The 16702-nt window shown below is 72.4% G+C and carries 17 protein-coding genes; 11 read left to right on the top strand and 6 right to left on the bottom strand.

Features of this window, described 5'->3' with window-relative positions; genetic code table 11:
• Positions 1 to 238 precede the first annotated feature (238 nt).
• The 3 genes from OP86_RS23185 to OP86_RS23175 all read left to right on the top strand — a co-directional run bounded on the left by OP86_RS23185 (position 239) and on the right by OP86_RS23175 (position 3884).
• Positions 239 to 1639 (top strand): cystathionine beta-synthase, encoded by a 1401-nt coding sequence (locus tag OP86_RS23185; protein WP_030055392.1) that lies wholly within the window; start codon positions 239 to 241, stop codon positions 1637 to 1639.
• Between the two features lie 446 nt (positions 1640 to 2085).
• Positions 2086 to 2424: a hypothetical protein gene (locus OP86_RS23180; protein WP_030055391.1), complete on the top strand. Its 339-nt coding sequence runs from the start codon at positions 2086 to 2088 to the stop codon at positions 2422 to 2424.
• 185 nt (positions 2425 to 2609) lie between these two features.
• A complete protein-coding gene (locus OP86_RS23175; RefSeq protein ID WP_030258500.1) occupies positions 2610 to 3884 on the top strand; it encodes a L,D-transpeptidase in 1275 nt (424 codons plus the stop codon).
• Positions 3885 to 3930: 46 nt separating this feature from the next.
• Here the strand turns inward: OP86_RS23175 and OP86_RS23170 are convergent, their stop codons facing one another.
• A complete protein-coding gene (locus OP86_RS23170; protein WP_030055390.1) occupies positions 3931 to 4293 on the bottom strand; it encodes a cupin domain-containing protein in 363 nt (120 codons plus the stop codon).
• A gap of 123 nt (positions 4294 to 4416) precedes the next feature.
• Positions 4417 to 5082: a peptide-methionine (S)-S-oxide reductase MsrA gene (gene msrA / locus OP86_RS23165; protein WP_030055389.1), complete on the bottom strand. Its 666-nt coding sequence runs from the start codon at positions 5080 to 5082 to the stop codon at positions 4417 to 4419.
• Between the two features lie 201 nt (positions 5083 to 5283).
• Between msrA and OP86_RS23160 the strand changes: the two genes are divergently transcribed.
• Positions 5284 to 6438 (top strand): cystathionine gamma-synthase, encoded by a 1155-nt coding sequence (locus OP86_RS23160; RefSeq protein WP_030055388.1) that lies wholly within the window; start codon positions 5284 to 5286, stop codon positions 6436 to 6438.
• 23 nt (positions 6439 to 6461) lie between these two features.
• On the opposite strand, the gene OP86_RS23155 is transcribed toward OP86_RS23160, so the two are convergent.
• The gene (locus OP86_RS23155; RefSeq protein WP_051830450.1) at positions 6462 to 6944 is read right to left on the bottom strand and encodes a MarR family winged helix-turn-helix transcriptional regulator; all 483 of its coding nucleotides are present in this window, start codon (positions 6942 to 6944) and stop codon (positions 6462 to 6464) included.
• 135 nt (positions 6945 to 7079) lie between these two features.
• Here OP86_RS23155 and ilvA point away from each other — a divergent pair, with 135 nt between their 5' ends.
• The 3 genes from ilvA to OP86_RS23140 all read left to right on the top strand — a co-directional run bounded on the left by ilvA (position 7080) and on the right by OP86_RS23140 (position 10516).
• Positions 7080 to 8291: a threonine ammonia-lyase gene (gene ilvA, locus OP86_RS23150; protein WP_030055387.1), complete on the top strand. Its 1212-nt coding sequence runs from the start codon at positions 7080 to 7082 to the stop codon at positions 8289 to 8291.
• Between the two features lie 235 nt (positions 8292 to 8526).
• Entirely contained in the window at positions 8527 to 9630 is a 1104-nt protein-coding gene (locus OP86_RS23145; RefSeq protein WP_078589002.1) for an ATP-binding cassette domain-containing protein, read from the top strand.
• 1 nt (position 9631) lies between these two features.
• Complete coding sequence (locus OP86_RS23140) at positions 9632 to 10516, top strand: ABC transporter permease (protein WP_051830449.1); 885 nt, start codon at positions 9632 to 9634, stop codon at positions 10514 to 10516.
• An 87-nt stretch (positions 10517 to 10603) separates the two neighbouring features.
• Here the strand turns inward: OP86_RS23140 and greA are convergent, their stop codons facing one another.
• Positions 10604 to 11104: a transcription elongation factor GreA gene (gene greA, locus OP86_RS23135; RefSeq protein WP_030055385.1), complete on the bottom strand. Its 501-nt coding sequence runs from the start codon at positions 11102 to 11104 to the stop codon at positions 10604 to 10606.
• A gap of 331 nt (positions 11105 to 11435) precedes the next feature.
• A complete protein-coding gene (locus OP86_RS23130; RefSeq protein WP_030055384.1) occupies positions 11436 to 11849 on the bottom strand; it encodes a DUF4307 domain-containing protein in 414 nt (137 codons plus the stop codon).
• A 242-nt stretch (positions 11850 to 12091) separates the two neighbouring features.
• Between OP86_RS23130 and mca the strand changes: the two genes are divergently transcribed.
• The 4 genes from mca to OP86_RS23110 all read left to right on the top strand — a co-directional run bounded on the left by mca (position 12092) and on the right by OP86_RS23110 (position 16332).
• Positions 12092 to 12997: a mycothiol conjugate amidase Mca gene (gene mca / locus OP86_RS23125; protein ID WP_051830455.1), complete on the top strand. Its 906-nt coding sequence runs from the start codon at positions 12092 to 12094 to the stop codon at positions 12995 to 12997.
• Positions 12998 to 13046: 49 nt separating this feature from the next.
• Positions 13047 to 13238: a hypothetical protein gene (locus OP86_RS23120; RefSeq protein WP_030055382.1), complete on the top strand. Its 192-nt coding sequence runs from the start codon at positions 13047 to 13049 to the stop codon at positions 13236 to 13238.
• A gap of 41 nt (positions 13239 to 13279) precedes the next feature.
• Positions 13280 to 15346 (top strand): thioredoxin domain-containing protein, encoded by a 2067-nt coding sequence (locus tag OP86_RS23115; RefSeq protein WP_033333000.1) that lies wholly within the window; start codon positions 13280 to 13282, stop codon positions 15344 to 15346.
• Positions 15347 to 15471: 125 nt separating this feature from the next.
• Positions 15472 to 16332: a GNAT family N-acetyltransferase gene (locus OP86_RS23110; RefSeq protein ID WP_030258515.1), complete on the top strand. Its 861-nt coding sequence runs from the start codon at positions 15472 to 15474 to the stop codon at positions 16330 to 16332.
• Between the two features lie 5 nt (positions 16333 to 16337).
• Here the strand turns inward: OP86_RS23110 and OP86_RS33805 are convergent, their stop codons facing one another.
• Positions 16338 to 16694, bottom strand: a complete 357-nt coding sequence (locus OP86_RS33805) for a hypothetical protein (RefSeq protein WP_157849820.1) — start codon at positions 16692 to 16694, stop codon at positions 16338 to 16340.
• Positions 16695 to 16702: the final 8 nt, after the last annotated feature.

The following is a 16702-nucleotide window of genomic DNA, read 5'->3' as shown; positions in this document are numbered from 1 at the left end:
GGGGGCGCTGCGCGCTGTGCGGGGCGCGGGGTGGGGAGGAGGGGAGGAGGGGCGCGGGGGCGGTGGGGTCGGGAGTACCTGCGGGAGTGGGCCATCGGGGGCCGCCGCGCGGGGCGCGGGGAGGGGCGGCGGGTCGGCTGTTGACGGAGGCGGACAGCGGGAGCGCTGGGGCGCGGGCCACGCCCTAGGCTTTGCAGTACCGAAAGCACTCGCATGCCCATAGACCGGGAGGACCCCCGTGCGGTACCACAACTCGATCATCGACCTGGTCGGCAACACGCCGCTGGTCAAGCTGAACAAGGTCACCGAGGGCATCAGCGCGACAGTGCTGGCGAAGGTCGAGTACTTCAACCCCGGCGGCTCGGTGAAGGACCGCATCGCGATGCGCATGATCGAGGCCGCGGAGGCCTCGGGCGCCCTCAAGCCGGGCGGCACCATCGTCGAGCCGACCTCTGGGAACACCGGTGTCGGCCTGGCGATCGTGGCCCAGCAGAAGGGCTACAAGTGCATCTTCGTCTGTCCGGACAAGGTCTCGACCGACAAGATCAACACCCTGCGCGCGTACGGCGCCGAGGTGGTCGTCTGCCCGACCGCCGTCGCCCCGGAGCACCCGGACTCGTACTACAACGTCTCCGACCGCCTCGTCCGGGAGACCCCGAACGCCTGGAAGCCGGACCAGTACTCCAACCCGGACAACCCGGCCTCGCACTACCACTCCACCGGCCCGGAGCTGTGGGAGCAGACCGACGGGAAGATCACCCACTTCGTGGCGGGCGTCGGCACCGGCGGCACCATCTCCGGCACCGGCAACTACCTGAAGGAGGTCTCCGGCGGCAAGGTCAAGGTGATCGGCGCCGACCCGGAGGGCTCGGTCTACTCGGGCGGCACCGGCCGGCCGTACCTGGTCGAGGGCGTCGGTGAGGACTTCTGGCCGACCGCCTACGACCGTGGCGTCGCGGACGGGATCGTCGCCGTCTCCGACAAGGACTCGTTCCAGATGACCCGCCGCCTGGCCAAGGAGGAGGGCCTGCTGGTCGGCGGCTCCTGCGGCATGGCCGTGGTGGCCGCGCTGGAGGTCGCCAAGGACCTCGGGCCGGACGACGTCGTGGTGGTGCTGCTGCCGGACGGCGGCCGCGGCTACCTGTCGAAGATCTTCAACGACGACTGGATGGCCGACTACGGCTTCCTGCCCTCGGCCACCGACGAGGCGCACATCGGCGAGGTGCTGGCCCGCAAGGAGTCCATCGAGCAGGGCGGCGTCCCGCAGTTCGTCCACATGCACCCGAACGAGACGGTCGCCGAGGCGGTCCGGGTGCTGCGCGAGTACGGCGTCTCCCAGATGCCGGTGGTCTCCCCCGGGGCCGGGCACCCGGACATCATGGCCGGCGAGGTGATCGGCTCGGTGGTGGAGAAGCTGCTGCTGGAGGGCATCTTCGCCAAGGAGATCGAGCTGACCGACACGCTGGACAAGGTGATGTCCAAGCCGCTGCCGGTGGTCGGCTCGGGCGAGACCGTCACCAACCTGATGACCGTGCTGGAGAAGGCCGACGCGGCCGTCGTGCTGGTCGAGGGCAAGCCGCAGGGCATCGTCACCCGCCAGGACCTGCTGGGCTTCCTGACCGGTCGCGCCGCGCACTGACGCGAAGTCACCGCCCCGCGCCCGTGGACGGATCCGGAGGATTCGTCCACGGGCGAAGTGGTACACCGGCGTCACCTCCCCGCAGCACGCGGTTAACACGGGTCCGTCATGGTTGTGGTCAACGGCAGGACGCCGAACGAGGCGACGGCAACCGTCCGGGAGCGGCTCCCCGGACGATCGCGGTCGGCTCCGGACACATCGGGTGGCCCTGACCCGGCCGCTGTGTCCTCCCTCCGCGGGAGGCGCCGTCGTCCCGCCCCTGCCCGGCTCCGGCCGGTCCACAGGGTGCGGCGGCTCCCGCGGCCGCACTGCGCCGTAGGGCGCGTCCTCGCGGCTCCCGGGTGGGGGAGCCCAAGCGGGGAATGGTGGGGCCGGTCCTTCTCCGAGGGGCCGGCCCCACCGGTGCGTCCGCCCGCGGCTCCCGCGCTTCCCGTACGCTCGCACGTATGACCAGCATTGAAACGACCGACCAGGACGCCCCGCGCTACGTCCGGGTCAAGATCGAGCTCATCGCGGAGATCACCGACGAGGGCGCGCTCAAGGCGGCGGCGCTGCAGGCGGTGTCCGACGACGAGTACCTCGACGACGAGGAGCGGGCCCAGTCCGTCGAGGCCATCGAGGTGGACCCGTCGGGTTCGCTCGCGCACTTCATCGACCCCGTCGCGCTGCTCGGCGAGGTCCCCGGTGTGGAGCTCGCCTCGGCGACCTGGGAGTCGGCGCAGACCGAGTTCGACCCCGAGAGCGAGGAGTGGGACGAGTACGCGCTGGAGGAGTCCGCCGAGTGACGGCGGTTCGCCGTCACGGCTCGTGAACGCCCGGTCTGCCAACGGCAGGCCGGGCGTTTTGTCCATGTTCGGCGGGAAGTTGGGCCATCTCATACGATCGCTTACCCTTCGGGATGGAACCGTGAACGGGCGGAATGCGTTTCTGTATCCGTAAATGCCCGGGATGATCAGCAGGGAGACGCGACGTGACGGCACGGGACGGTCAGGGGCGGGCGGCCCGGGGAAGCTGGAGCCGACGCGGTGTCCTCGCAGGACTGATCGGGGCACCCGTCCTGCTGCTGGCGGCCTGCAACGACAACAGCGACAGCGGCAGCGGGAACGGCGGCGGAACCGGCGGCAGCGCGAGCGGCGCCCCGGGCTCCGGCGGCAGCAGCGCCCCCAGGACCTCGGCCGCCGTCATCACCGTCACCCCCGCGGACGGGGCCGCCGCCGCCAGCTTCAGCGACCCGGTCAAGGTCGCCGTCAGCAACGGCACCCTGAGCAGCGTCAGGGTCGTCGACTCCACCGGCAAGGAACTGGCCGGCCAGCTCTCCGCCGACAACACCGGCTGGACCTCGGCCGCCGCGCCCGCCAGCGGTACCAAGTACACCGTCACCGCCGTCGCCCTCGACAAGGACAAGCTGGAGGCGGACTCCAACGCCGTCTTCACCACGGCGACCCCGGCCAACACCTTCGTCGGCTACTTCACCCCCGAGGACGGCTCGACGGTCGGCGTCGGCATGCCCGTCTCGATCAACTTCAGCAAGCCGATCACCGACAAGAAGGCCGTCCAGCAGGCGATCACCGTGATAGCCGAGCCGGGCGTCGAGATCGTCGGGCACTGGTTCTCCAGCACCCGCCTCGACTTCCGGCCGCAGGAGTACTGGGCCAAGGGCACCGCCGTCACCCTCAAGCTGCGGCTCAAGGACGTCGAGGGCGCCAAGGGCGTGTACGGCACCCAGTCCAAGGACGTCCGGTTCACCATCGGCCGGGCCCAGACCAGCGTCGCCGACCTCGGCACCAAGAAGCTCACCGTCACCACCGACGGCCAGGTCAGCGCGGTCTACAAGATCTCCGGCGGCGCGCCCGAACACACCACCTGGGGCGGCAAGATGGTCATCTCCGAGCAGTACACGCAGACCCGGATGAACTCGCAGACCGTCAACCTCGGCAGCGAGTACGACATCGCCGACGTGCCGCACGCCCAGCGCCTCACCACCTCGGGCACCTTCATCCACGGCAACTACTGGTCCTCGGCGTCGATCTTCGGCGGCCAGAACACCAGCCACGGCTGCGTCGGCCTGCAGGACGCCAAGGGCGCGCAGGACAGCGGCACGGACGGCTACACGTTCTACAAGTCCTCGATGGTCGGCGACGTGGTCGAGGTCGTGAACTCCGGTGACAAGACGGTCGCCCCGGACAACGGCCTGAACGGCTGGAACCTGGGCTGGGCCGACTGGAAGGCCGGCAGCGCCGTCTGACACCCCGCCGGGCCGGGCACGGTGCCGAGCGGCGACACCGCGCGCCTCAGCGCTTCGCGTAATCCGCGAAGCCCTGCCAGTCGATGACGACGCAGCGCTCGTCGCCGAGGATCCAGGCGTCGTGCCCGGGCGGGCAGACCATGTAGTCGCCGGGGCCGAACTCGGCCTCCTGGCCGTCGTCCATGACGATCTTCATCCGGCCGGAGACCACGTACCCGCGGTGGGCGGCCTGGCAGCTGTCGGTCTTGGCGATCGGCTTCACGTGCTTGGACCACTGCCAGCCCGGCTCGAACACCGCCCGGCCGACCGGGCCGGAGTCCAGGTCGACGAGGCGCAGCTCCCCCTTGCCCTCCTCGAACGGGCGGACTTCCTCGGGATCGTCGAAGCTCTTGCGGACCAGACCGGACATGACGCGTTCCTCTCCCCGGAGGGAGGGCGGCCCGGCCACCAGTAGGTGGCCGGGCCGCCCTTGCTGGCCCTTCCAGTCTGCGCCCGGACCAGGGAGCGGTCACCTCGGGTCGTCGGCGGCCGGTCAGCCCTGGGTGCGGGCGACGCCGATCGGGCACGAGGCGCCGGTACCGCCGAGACCGCAGTAGCCGTTGGGGTTCTTGGCCTCCGACAGGTACTGCTGGTGGTACGGCTCGGCCGGGAAGAACGGGCCGGCCGGGGCGATCTCGGTGGTGATCGGGCCGTAGCCGAGCGCGGTCAGGGCCGGCTGGAAGGCGTCCCGGGAGGCCGCCGCGGCCTCCGCCTGGGCGGGGGAGTGGGTGTAGACGGCGGAGCGGTACTGGGTGCCCACGTCGTTGCCCTGGCGGTTGCCCTGCGTCGGGTCGTGCGCCTCCCAGAAGGTCTTCAGCAGGCGCTCGTAGGAGACCACCGCCGGGTCGTACACCACGCGGACCGCCTCGGTGTGCCCGGTCAGCCCGCTGCACACCTCCTCGTACGTCGGGTTGGGGGTGTAGCCGCCCTGGTAGCCGACCAGCGTCGTCCAGACGCCGGGCAGGCGCCAGAACGTCCGCTCGGCGCCCCAGAAGCAGCCCAGGCCGAAGTCGGCCACCTCCAGGCCCTCCGGGTAGGGGCCGGGCAGCGGGTGCCCGAGGACGGTGTGCGGCTCACGCAGGTCGAAGCCGGGGGCCGCCCGGCCGGGCAGCGCCTGGTCGGCGGGGACGAGCGAGGTCTTGTGGCGGTTGAACAGCACGGCCTGCTCCAGCTGGTCGGGAAACGTGGCGCAGTGTGCAACGCGAACGGCCGCCCGCGGATTCCGGGAGCGGCCGTCCGCCTCGACCGGGGACCGGCGCAGCAGGATCCGCGCGCGCCGCACCACCGCTCCCACCTGCGGGTCCGTGCCGGTTTCCGGTTCGTAAGGGCGTGATGGCGTTCGGCCATTAGGCTCGGACCCATGACCGAGCACCAGCTTCCCCAGGGCTTCGAGACCCTCGCCATCCACGCGGGTCAGGAAGCAGACCCCCAGACCGGGGCCGTCGTCACGCCGATCTACCAGGTGTCCACCTACAAGCAGGACGGGGTGGGCGGCCTGCGGGGCGGCTACGAGTACAGCCGCAGCGCCAACCCGACCCGCACCGCGCTGGAGGAGTGCCTCGCCGCGCTCGAAGGCGGCGCCCGCGGTCTCGCCTTCGCCTCCGGCCTGGCGGCCGAGGACACCCTGCTGCGGACCATCCTCAAGCCGGGCGACCACATCGTGATCCCCAACGACGCCTACGGCGGCACCTTCCGGCTCTTCGCCAAGGTGCTGACCCGCTGGGGCGTCGAGTTCTCCGTGGCCAACACCCAGGACCTGGCCACCGTCCGCGAGGCGCTGCGCCCCAACACCCGCGCGGTGTGGGTGGAGACGCCCTCCAACCCGCTGCTGGGCATCACCGACCTGGCCGCGCTCGCCGAGATCGCGCACGGCGTCGGCGCGCTGCTGGTGGTCGACAACACCTTCGCCAGCCCGTACCTGCAGCAGCCGATCGCGCTCGGCGCGGACGCGGTCGTGCACTCCACCACCAAGTACATGGGCGGCCACTCGGACGTGGTCGGCGGTGCGCTGGTGCTGGCCGACGCGGCCCTCGGCGAGGAGGTCGCGTACCACCAGAACGCGATGGGCGCCGTCTCCGGCCCGTTCGACGCGTGGCTGGTGCTGCGCGGCATCAAGACGCTGGGCGTCCGGATGGACCGCCACAGCGCCAACGCGGAGAAGGTCGCCGAGCTGCTGGCGGGCCACCCCAAGGTCAGCCAGGTGCTCTACCCGGGCCTGCCCGAGCACCCCGGCCACGACATCGCCGCCAAGCAGATGAAGGCCTTCGGCGGCATGGTCTCCTTCCGGGTCGCGGGCGGCGAGGAGGCGGCCGTCGAGGTCTGCAACCGCGCGCAGCTGTTCACCCTCGGCGAGTCGCTCGGCGGCGTCGAGTCGCTGATCGAGCACCCGGGCCGGATGACCCACGCCTCGGCGGCGGGCTCCCCGCTGGAGGTGCCGGCCGACCTGGTGCGCGTCTCGGTCGGCATCGAGTCGATCGACGACCTGCTGGCCGACCTCACGCAGGCGCTGGGCTGAGGCCCGTCAGGGCCTGAAGCCGTTCACTGCCCCTGCTGGTCCGCCGTGTACGACTCCATCGCGTGGTTGAAGCGGGCCAGCAGGGCGCAGAACGCGCGCTGTTCCTCCGGCGGCCAGTCGGCCACCAGACGGCGGGTCAACTCGGCCCGCCCGTAGCGGACTTCGTCGAGCCGGCCGACGCCGTGCGCGGTGAGCGCGAGCCGTACGGCACGGCGGTCGGCCGGGTCCTGCACCCGGCCGACCAGCCCGGCCGCGACCAGCGGGGCGACCTGGCGGGTGACGGTGGAGGAGTCCACGCCCAGGGATTCGGCCAGCGCCTTGACGTTGGCGGGCCCGTGCCGCTCCAGCCGGTCGAGCAGCAGGTAGGCGGCCCGGTCCAGCGCTCCGACCCCGCCGCCGGAGGTCCGGACCTGTTCCATGCGGCGGGCGAACACCGCGAGCTGGTACTGGAGTTGGGTGTGCACGGGGTCGGTGCGGTCGGTGGCCTGGGGCGAGGTCGTCGTCATCGCGGCTCACGATCGTCGTGCGGTGAGGGAGGCTCAGAAGCAGCAGCGTACGCGGGCACGGCGGGCCCGGGAACAGGCCCGGCGCCCCGGATTGCCGGTCTGCGGCCCGGGGGCGGGCGCTCTACCCTTGGCGGCATGCACAACTGGCCGATCACCCTCGACGACGTCCGCGGCGCCCAGAAGATGCTCGCCGGGATCGCCCGGGTGACCCCGATGGAGAGCAGCCGGTACCTTTCCGGGCTGATCGGCGCGCCGGTGCACCTGAAGTGCGAGAACCTGCAGCGCACCGGCTCCTTCAAGCTGCGCGGGGCGTACGTGCGGATCGCGGGACTCTCACCGGTGCAGCGGGCCGGCGGGGTGGTGGCGGCGAGTGCCGGGAACCACGCCCAGGGGGTGGCGCTGGCGGCCGCGCTGCTGGGGGTGCACTCGACGGTGTTCATGCCGGTCGCGGCGCCGCTGCCGAAGGTCGCGGCCACCCGCGAGTACGGCGCCGACGTGCGGCTGCACGGCGCCACCGTGGACGAGGCGCTGCAGGCCGCGCAGCGCTACTCGGAGGCGACCGGCGCGGTGTTCATCCACCCCTTCGACCACTGGGACGTCGTCACCGGGCAGGCGACCGTCGGGCTGGAGATCCTGGAGCAGTGCCCCGAGGTGCGGACCATCCTGGTCGGGGTGGGCGGCGGCGGGCTGCTGGCCGGGATCGCGGCGGCGGTGAAGCCGCTGCGGCCGGACGTGCGGGTGATCGGAGTGCAGGCGGCCTCGGCCGCCGCGTACCCGCCCTCGCTGGCGGCCGGGCGGCCGGTGTCGCTGGAGCACTTCGCGACCATGGCCGACGGGATCATGGTCGGACGCCCGGGGGACATCCCCTTCGAGGTGATCAACACGCTGGCGGACGGCATCCGTACGGTCTCCGAGGACGCGCTCTCGCGGGCGCTGCTGCTCGGCCTGGAGCGGCTGAAGCTGGTGGTCGAGCCGGCCGGGGCGGCCCCGATCGCGGCGCTGCTGGAGCAGCCGGACTCCTTCGAGGGCCCGGTGGTGGCGGTGCTGTCCGGCGGGAACATCGACCCGCAGCTGATGCAGCGGGTGCTGCGGCACGGGCTGGCGGCGGCCGGGCGCTACCTGTCGCTGCGGGTGCGGCTGGCGGACAAGCCGGGCTCGCTGGCGGACCTGCTGGGCGTGCTGACCAGGCTGGACGCCAACGTGCTGGACGTGGCGCACGTGCGGATCGATCCGCGGCTGGGGCTGGCCGAGGTCGAGGTGGACCTGCACCTGGAGACCAAGGGGCCGGAGCACTGTGCGGCGGTGGTCGGGGAGCTGCGGGACTCGGGGTACGTCGTCTCCGAGTAGGCGTCGGGCGGCGGGGCCGGACCCCTCGACTCGCTCGGCATCCCGGGACGGCCCTCAGCATCCCGCGCATCCCGGGACGGCCCCCGATATCCCTTGACGCGATATATCGCGTACTGGGAGACTCGCGATACATCGCGTTCGAGTCCCGCGGGTCGAGAATCGAGTCGCCCGCGTGCCTGAAACCGGGGCAGAGTGGGACAGATCGCTCCATACGTCCGAGGAGATGAGGCAGGCCATGGCGCCAGCCATCCAAGCCGAGAACCTGGTGAAGACCTTCGGCGACGTACGAGCCCTGGACGGCGTCAGCCTCGACGTCCCCGAGGGCACGGTGCTCGGGCTGCTCGGCCCGAACGGCGCCGGGAAGACCACCACCGTGCGGGTCCTCACCACCCTGCTCCGACCCGACTCCGGCCGTGCGGTGGTCGCCGGGGTCGACGTGCTCAAGCACCCCAACCGGGTCCGCAGCCTGATCGGCCTGTCCGGCCAGTACGCGGCGGTCGACGAGTACCTGACCGGCTTCGAGAACCTCACGATGGTCGGCGAGCTCTACCAGATGAGCGGCCGCGACGCGAAGGCGCGCGCGCTGGAACTGCTGGAGTGGTTCAACCTCACCGAGGCCAAGGACCGCACCGCCAAGACCTACTCCGGCGGCATGCGCCGCCGCCTGGACCTCGCCGCCGCCCTGGTCGTCCGGCCGCCGGTGATGTTCCTCGACGAGCCGACCACCGGCCTCGACCCGCGCAACCGGCTCGCGCTCTGGGAGGTCATCGAGACCCTCGTCGAGCAGGGCACCACCCTGCTGCTCACCACCCAGTACCTGGAGGAGGCCGACCGGCTCGCCCACGACATCGCGGTGGTCGACCACGGCCGGGTCATCGCGCGCGGCACCGCCGACCAGCTCAAGGCGCAGATCGGCGGCGAGCGGATCGAGGTCGTCGTGCACGAGCCCGGCCTGGTCGCCGACGCCGTCGCAGCGCTGTCCGGCTACGCGCTGAGCGAGCCCGCGGTGGAGAAGAACACCCGCCGGATCACCCTGCCGATCAGCGGCGGCGCCCGGGTGCTCGCCGACGCCATCCGCGAACTGGACGCCCGCGGGATCGAGATCGACGACATCGGGCTGCGCCGACCGACCCTGGACGACGTCTTCCTCACCCTCACCGGCCACGTCGCCGAACAGCAGGACGAGGAGGGCGGCGCCGCCGCCAAGCGGCGCGGCCGGGGCGGCCGGGACAAGGACAAGTCCGGCGGCACGGACGGCACCGACAGCATCGACGGTACCGACGGCATCGACGGTCAGGGACCGGACAAGCAGGCCGTCGCGGCCGGAGAGGAGCGCTGAGATGAGCACCACCAGCACCTCCGGCAGCTCCGGCAGCTCCACCGCGCACGCCATCGGCGCGGCGGTGCCCGCACAGCGCCGGGGCCTGGCCGCCACCCTGCACGACTCCTGGGTGGTCGCCAAGCGCAACCTGCGCCGGATGACCCGCATCCCGGAGATCGTCGTCTTCGGCCTGATGCAGCCGGTCATGTTCGTGCTGCTGTTCTCGTACGTCATGGGCGGGGCGATCCGGATCCCCGGGGCGGACTCCAGCTCCCACACGTACATCCAGTTCCTGATGGCCGGCATCTTCGCCCAGACCGTCACCTTCGCCGTCGCCGGCGCCTCGGCCGGCATCGCGGAGGACATGACCAAGGGCCTGGTGGACCGCTTCCGCTCGCTGCCGATGGCCCGCTCGGCGGTGCTCGTCGGCCGCACCCTGGCGGACCTCGTGCAGACCGCGTTCACCCTGGTCGTGCTCGGCCTGGTCGCCCTGCTGGTCGGCTGGCGGATCCACGACGGGGTGCTCAACGCGCTCGGCGCCTTCGCCCTGCTGCTCCTGGTCGGCTACGCCTTCTCCTGGATCGGCGCGCTGATCGGCCTGTCGGTGCGCAGCCCCGAGGCGGCCACCTCGGCCGGGCTGATCTGGCTCTTCCCGCTGACCTTCGTCTCCAACGCCTTCGTGCCGGTCACCTCGATGCCGGGCTGGCTGCAGGGAGTCGCGTACTGGAACCCGTTCAGTGCCACCGTGCAGGCCTGCCGGGTGCTGTTCGGCAACCAGGTCGGGCCGGTGGACCCGGCCTGGCCGATGCAGCACGCGGCGCTGGTGTCGGTGCTCTGGTCGGTGGTCATCACGGCGGTGTTCTCGTGGCTGGCGGTGCGCAAGTACCGCTCGTCCACGGCCTGACGCGGCAGCGCCGTTGACGCCGTCGACGCGGGAGGGCGGCCGCGGAGTCCCTGACTCCGCGACCGCCCTCCGCCGTGTGCGGCCGGATCAGCCGGCGTGCGGCACGACCTTGACGATCTTCACCATGGCCGGCTTGCCGTTCGGCAGGTCGTAGGTCGCCTCGTCGCCGATCTGCTTGCCGTCGATCGCGCGGCCCAGCGGCGACTGCGGCGAGTAGACGTCCAGGTCGTCGGCGCCCGCGACCTCACGGGAGGCGAGCAGGAACTCCATCAGGTCGTCCTCGTCGCCGTCGAAGGCGACCGTGACGACCATGCCCGGGGCCACCACGCCCGAGTCGGCCGGGGCCTCGCCGACCTTGGCGCGCTCCAGCAGCTGGGTCAGCTGGCGGATGCGCAGCTCGTACTTGCCCTGCTCCTCCTTCGCCGCGTGGTAGCCGGCGTTCTCCTTGAGGTCGCCCTCCTCGCGCGCCGCCTCGATCTTCTGGGCGATCTCGATGCGCCAGGGCCCGGTCAGGTGATCCAGCTCGGCCTTGAGCTGGTCGTAGCCGGCCTGAGTGAGCCAGGTCACGTTCTCACTGGTCTGGGTCACGGGTGCTCCTCGTAGGTGCTGGGACTGTGCTGAGGGTGTGAGTCGTCAGCAGGGCTGGATGGTGGTGATATCGGTCTCAACTACAAAGCAACGCCCGCTCCCGTACCATCCGGTGCGGAAGGGGCGAAACCACGAGACTAACAAGTCCTGCCGACAAGCGGGAGGGCCGTTGGCGCGCCATTGACGGCGGCGTTACGCCTCGGTGTACAGGACGGTGCGCGGGAGGGGCTGCGGGCCGGGGCTGCGGGGCGGGGATCGGGGGCCGGGGCGGTGCGCGGGACGGTGTGCGGGACCTCCTACGGATGCCCGCTCCCCGGAGCGAATATGCGCCCTACTTGGCGGGCGTGCAGCCCAGCAGCTCGGCGGTGGTGCCGCGGGACGTGGTGCGCAGGGTGACCACGGCGTCGTAGCTGTCGCCCGCCGCCGGGACCGGGAAGTCGGCCACCCCGACCACCGCGTGGTCGTCGCCCTGCGAACGGACCGTACAGGTGCCGGCCTGCCCGTCGCCCTTGCGCACGGTGAGGTGCAGCTGGACCTCGGAGTCGGAGAGCACCTGGAAGGTCGGCACCGAGCCGTTGATCTTCGTCTCGCGCAGCAGGTACGAACCGCCCAGCCAGGCGATCAGGCCCAGGCCCAGCACGCCGCAGACCGCGCCGACGACCTTCAGACGGCGGTCCGAGTCGCGGTCGCCGCCCCGGCCGTAGCGCCCCTCGGGCAGCGAGGCGGCGGTGGTCTGTGCAGTCATCGGACTCTGTCCTCTCCTGGGGGAGGGGCCGCGCGGAGCGGAGCGGGGGAATGCGACGGACCTCCAGTCCGTCACTATAGGAGGGGCACGCCCGCGGCCGGTCCGGCGGGGGCAGGGCTCGGTCTGGTCGGCGACTTGCGCAGGCCGGCCCCGCGGCGACGCGGTCCCGAAGTGAGCGGTTCGTACGGTGGGCAGACCCGGACTCCGCGGAACGCCCGAGGATGTGGAAGGAACGCAAGGCGTTGACTGAGCAGTTGCGACTGATGGCGGTGCACGCCCACCCGGACGACGAGTCCAGCAAGGGCGCGGCCACCATGGCCATGTACGTCGAACAGGGTGTGGACGTGCTGGTGGCCACCTGCACGGGGGGCGAGCGCGGGTCGGTCCTCAACCCCAAGCTCCAGGGGGACCCGTACATCGAGGAGAACATCCACGAGGTCCGGCGCAAGGAGATGGACGAGGCGCGGGCGATCCTCGGCATCAAGCAGGCCTGGCTGGGCTTCGTGGACTCCGGCCTGCCCGAGGGCGACCCGCTGCCCCCGCTGCCAGAGGGCTGCTTCGCCCTCCAGGACGTGAAGGAGGCCGCCGAGCCGCTGGTCCGGCTGATCCGCGAGTTCAAGCCGCAGGTCATCACGACCTACGACGAGAACGGCGGGTACCCGCACCCGGACCACATCATGACCCACAAGATCACCATGCTGGCCTTCGACGCCGCGGGCGACCCGGACGCCTACCCCGAGGCCGGAGAGCCCTGGCAGCCGCTCAAGCTGTACTACAACCACGGCTTCCCGATGGGCCGCATCCGGGCCCTGCACCAGTACCTCACCGAGCACGGCCACGAGTCGCCGTACGGCGAGTGGATCGAGGGCTGGGAGAAGAGCGGCCGCAAGGAGCGCGAGATCACCACCCGGGTCCGCTGCGACGACTGGTTCGAGACCCGCGACCGTGTGCTGATCGCCCACGCCACCCAGATCGACCCGGACGGCCCGTGGTTCCGCGTCCCGCTGGAGGTCCAGCGCGAGGTGTGGCCCACCGAGGACTACGAGCTCGCCCGTACCCTGGTCGACGTGGACCTGCCGGAGGACGACCTGTTCGCCGGCCTGCGCACCCCCACCGTGGCGGCCGAGGCCGCCGACACGCGCGACTGAACCACCCCCCGATGGCCCGGCTCCCCGTGAGCCGGGCCACCATAGAGATATGAGCGCCCCCGTGAACCTCATCAGCCTCGCCGCCGACCTCGCCGTCGACGACGCCAAGGTCACCCCCGGTCTCCTCGGCTTCGTCGTCTTCGCCGCCCTCGGCGTGGCGACGTGGTTCCTGGCCAAGTCGATGAACCGGCAGTTCAAGAAGGTCGACTTCGCGGAGGAGCCGGAGGCCCCGAAGGAGTAAGACTGCCGTCCCGTCCCGCGCCGATGCGCGAGGATGGGGGCATGCCGAACCGTCTCGCGGACGCGACCTCGCCGTACCTGCTGCAGCACGCCGACAACCCGGTCGACTGGTGGGAGTGGGGGGTGGAGGCGTTCGAGGAGGCGCGGCGGCGCAATGTGCCCGTTCTGCTGTCCGTCGGGTACGCGGCCTGCCACTGGTGCCACGTGATGGCCCACGAGAGCTTCGAGGACGCCGGGCTCGCCGGGTACCTCAACGAGCGGTTCGTCGCGGTCAAGGTCGACCGGGAGGAACGGCCGGACGTCGACGCCGTCTACATGGAGGCCGTGCAGGCCGCCACCGGGCAGGGCGGGTGGCCGATGACGGTCTTCCTCACGCCCGACAAGGAGCCGTTCTACTTCGGCACCTACTTCCCGCCGGCGCCCCGGCACGGCATGCCGTCCTTCCGCCAGGTGCTGGAGGGCGTGGACGCGGCCTGGCGGGACCGGCGACAGGAGGTCGCGGAGGTCGCCGGGCGGATCCGCGCCGACCTCGCCGAACGGGCCGCGGTCTACTCCGCCGGCGCCCACAACCCGCCCGGCGAGGCCGACCTGCACCAGGCGCTGGTGACGCTCAGCCGGGAGTTCGACCAGGCCCGCGGTGGCTTCGGCGGCGCGCCCAAGTTCCCGCCGGCCATGGTGATCGAGTTCCTGCTGCGCCACCACGCGCGCACCGGCTCCCAGGCGGCGCTGGAGATGGCCGTCCGCACCGGCGACGCGATGGCCCGCGGCGGCATCCACGACCAGCTCGGCGGCGGCTTCGCCCGGTACTCGGTGGACGCCGGCTGGGTCGTGCCGCACTTCGAGAAGATGCTCTACGACAACGCCCTGCTGCTGCGCGCCTACCTGCACCTGTGGCGGACCACCGGGTCCGCGCTCGCACGGCGGGTCGCGCTGTCGACGGCGGACTTCCTGCTGCGCGAACTCCGCACCCCCGAAGGCGCGTTCGCCTCCGCGCTGGACGCCGACAGCCTGGACGAGGAGACCGGGCAGTCCACCGAGGGCGCGTATTACGTGTGGGAGCCCGGCCAGTTGGTCGACCTGCTCGGCCCCGCCGACGCGGCCACCGCCGCCCGGCTGTTCTCGGTCACGGCGGACGGGACGTTCGAGCACGGCACCTCCGTCCTCCAACTCCTCGCCGAGCCCGGTGAGTCCGCCGGGGCCGGCGCCGAGGCCTTCGCGGAGTACGAGGCGATCCGGGCCCGGATGCTCGACGCCCGCGCGGCGCGGCCCGCACCCGCCCGCGACGACAAGGTCGTCGCCGCCTGGAACGGCCTCGCCATCGCCGCGCTCGCCGAGACCGGCGCACTCCTGGAGCGCCCCGACCTGGTCGAAGCCGCCGAACGCGCCGCCGACCTGCTGCTCGCCGTCCACCTCACCCCCGACGGCCGGCTGCTGCGCACCTCCCGGGACGGCCGGGCCGGCGCCAACACGGGCGTCCTGGAGGACTACGCCGACACCGCCGAGGGCTTCCTCGCGCTGTACGCCGTCACCGGCGCCGCGGAGTGGCTGCAACTGGCCGGCGGCCTGCTCGACACCGTCCTCAAGCACTTCACCGACGAGGCCTCCGGCGCACTCTACGACACCGCCGACGACGCCGAGGAGCTGATCCGCCGCCCGCAGGACCCGACCGACAACGCCACCCCGTCCGGCTGGACGGCCGCCGCCGGCGCGCTGCTCACCTACGCCGCGTACACCGGCTCCGACCGGCACCGGACGGCCGCCGAACGGGCCCTCGGCGTGGTCGGCGCGCTCGCCGGGCGGGCGCCGCGGTTCATCGGCTGGGGCCTCGCCGTCGCCGAGGCGCTGCTCGACGGGCCGCGCGAAGTCGCCGTGGTCGGCCCGGCCGGCGACCCGGCCACGGCGGCGCTGCGGCGGGCCGCGCTGCTCGGGACGGCGCCCGGGGCGGTGGTCGCGGTGGGCGAGCCGGGGGACACCGAGGTCCCCCTGCTGGCGGACCGGCCGCTGGTCGGCGGGGCGCCCGCCGCGTACGTCTGCCGGCACTTCGCCTGCGACGCGCCGACCACCGACGCGGCGGCGCTGGCCCAGCGGCTGGGCGCGGCGGTCGAGTAGCCGGGCGCGGCGGTCGAACAGCCCGGCGTCGACGGTCGAGTAGCCCGGAGCCAGCAGGAGCGCGGGGCCGGCAGGAGCCCGAATAATCGTTGGCGGGAGTGGGCAGGTCGGGGCGAACATGGGCCATGACCTGGACTTTCAGTACCTCCCTCGACGATTTCCGGGCCCAGGCGGGCGCCTTCCTCGCCGCCCGCCCCGCCGAGAACACCGTCCTGCTCACCATCGTGCACCGGCTGGCCGAGGCCGGGCTGGACGTGTTCGGCGAGCCACCGGTCTTCGGCTGGTGGCGGGCCGAGGAGGGCGGCCCGGTCGGCGGCGCCTTCCTGCAGACGCCCCCGTTCGACCCCCGGCTCTCCTGCATGCCGGAGGCCGCGGCCGCCGAGCTGGCGCTCGGACTGGCGGCCGCCGGGCCCGGGTTCACCACCGTGACCGGGGTCGGCGGGGCGGCGGACACGGTCCGCGCCTTCGCCGCGGCCTGGACGGCCGCCACCGGCACCGAGCAGTCCGTGCGCGTCGAGGAACGGCTCTACCGGCTCGGCGAGTTGACCGACCCGCCGCGGCCGCCCGCAGGCCGGCACCGGTTGGCCGCACCGGCCGACCGCGAGCTGGCGATCCGCTGGTACGAGGAGTTCGGGGCCGAGGCCAAGGTCGAACTGCCCAACGTGCCAAGGACGGTGGACGAGCGGATCGCGGCCGGCAGCCTCCACCTGTGGGAGGACGAGGGCGGCCCGGTCGCCCTGGCCGCCAGCAGCCCGGTGCTCGTCGGAATGTCCCGCATCGGCCCGGTCTACACCCCCACCGACCACCGCGGCCGCGGCTACGGCAGCGCCGTCACGGCCGCCGCCTCCGCGTACGTCCTCACCCTGGGAGCAGAGGAGGTTCTGCTCTACACCGACCTGGCCAACCCGACCAGCAACTCGATCTACCAGCAGATCGGGTACCTGCCGGTGGAGGACTGCCTGATCACGGACTTCCGGGCACAGTAAGGGAGTTACGCGTCCTTGGTCGGATGGACGCCGACCACCTTCGTCCGGAACGGGTCGTCGGCGCCCGCCGCGGTGGGCGCCGGCAGGTGGTCGGCGTTCACGTAGGTCTGCGCGCAGGCGATCAGGTTGCCCCCGGCCGTCTTCATGTCGCCGGCAAGACCGTCCAGCAGCGACTTCCAGGCCGTGCTGCACCCCTGCAGCGCCGCCCCGCTCTGCCAGCCCGCCAGGCCCCCGGCCGCCTTGTCGCTGGGCTCCGCCAATTTCGCCGTCTCGTCGGGGACCTTCCCGGCCACCGCCAGCGCGTTGTTCCCGGCGGCGGTCAACTCGCCCGGTTTGACGGTGAATCCTGGATCGCTGGGCATCGCCCCTC

Origin of the sequence: Streptomyces novaecaesareae (genome assembly GCF_000716875.1) — a bacterium.
Taxonomy (GTDB): domain Bacteria; phylum Actinomycetota; class Actinomycetes; order Streptomycetales; family Streptomycetaceae; genus Kitasatospora; species Kitasatospora novaecaesareae.
Note: the sequence above shows the minus strand (reverse complement) of the source record. Positions and strands in the feature narration are given on the sequence as shown.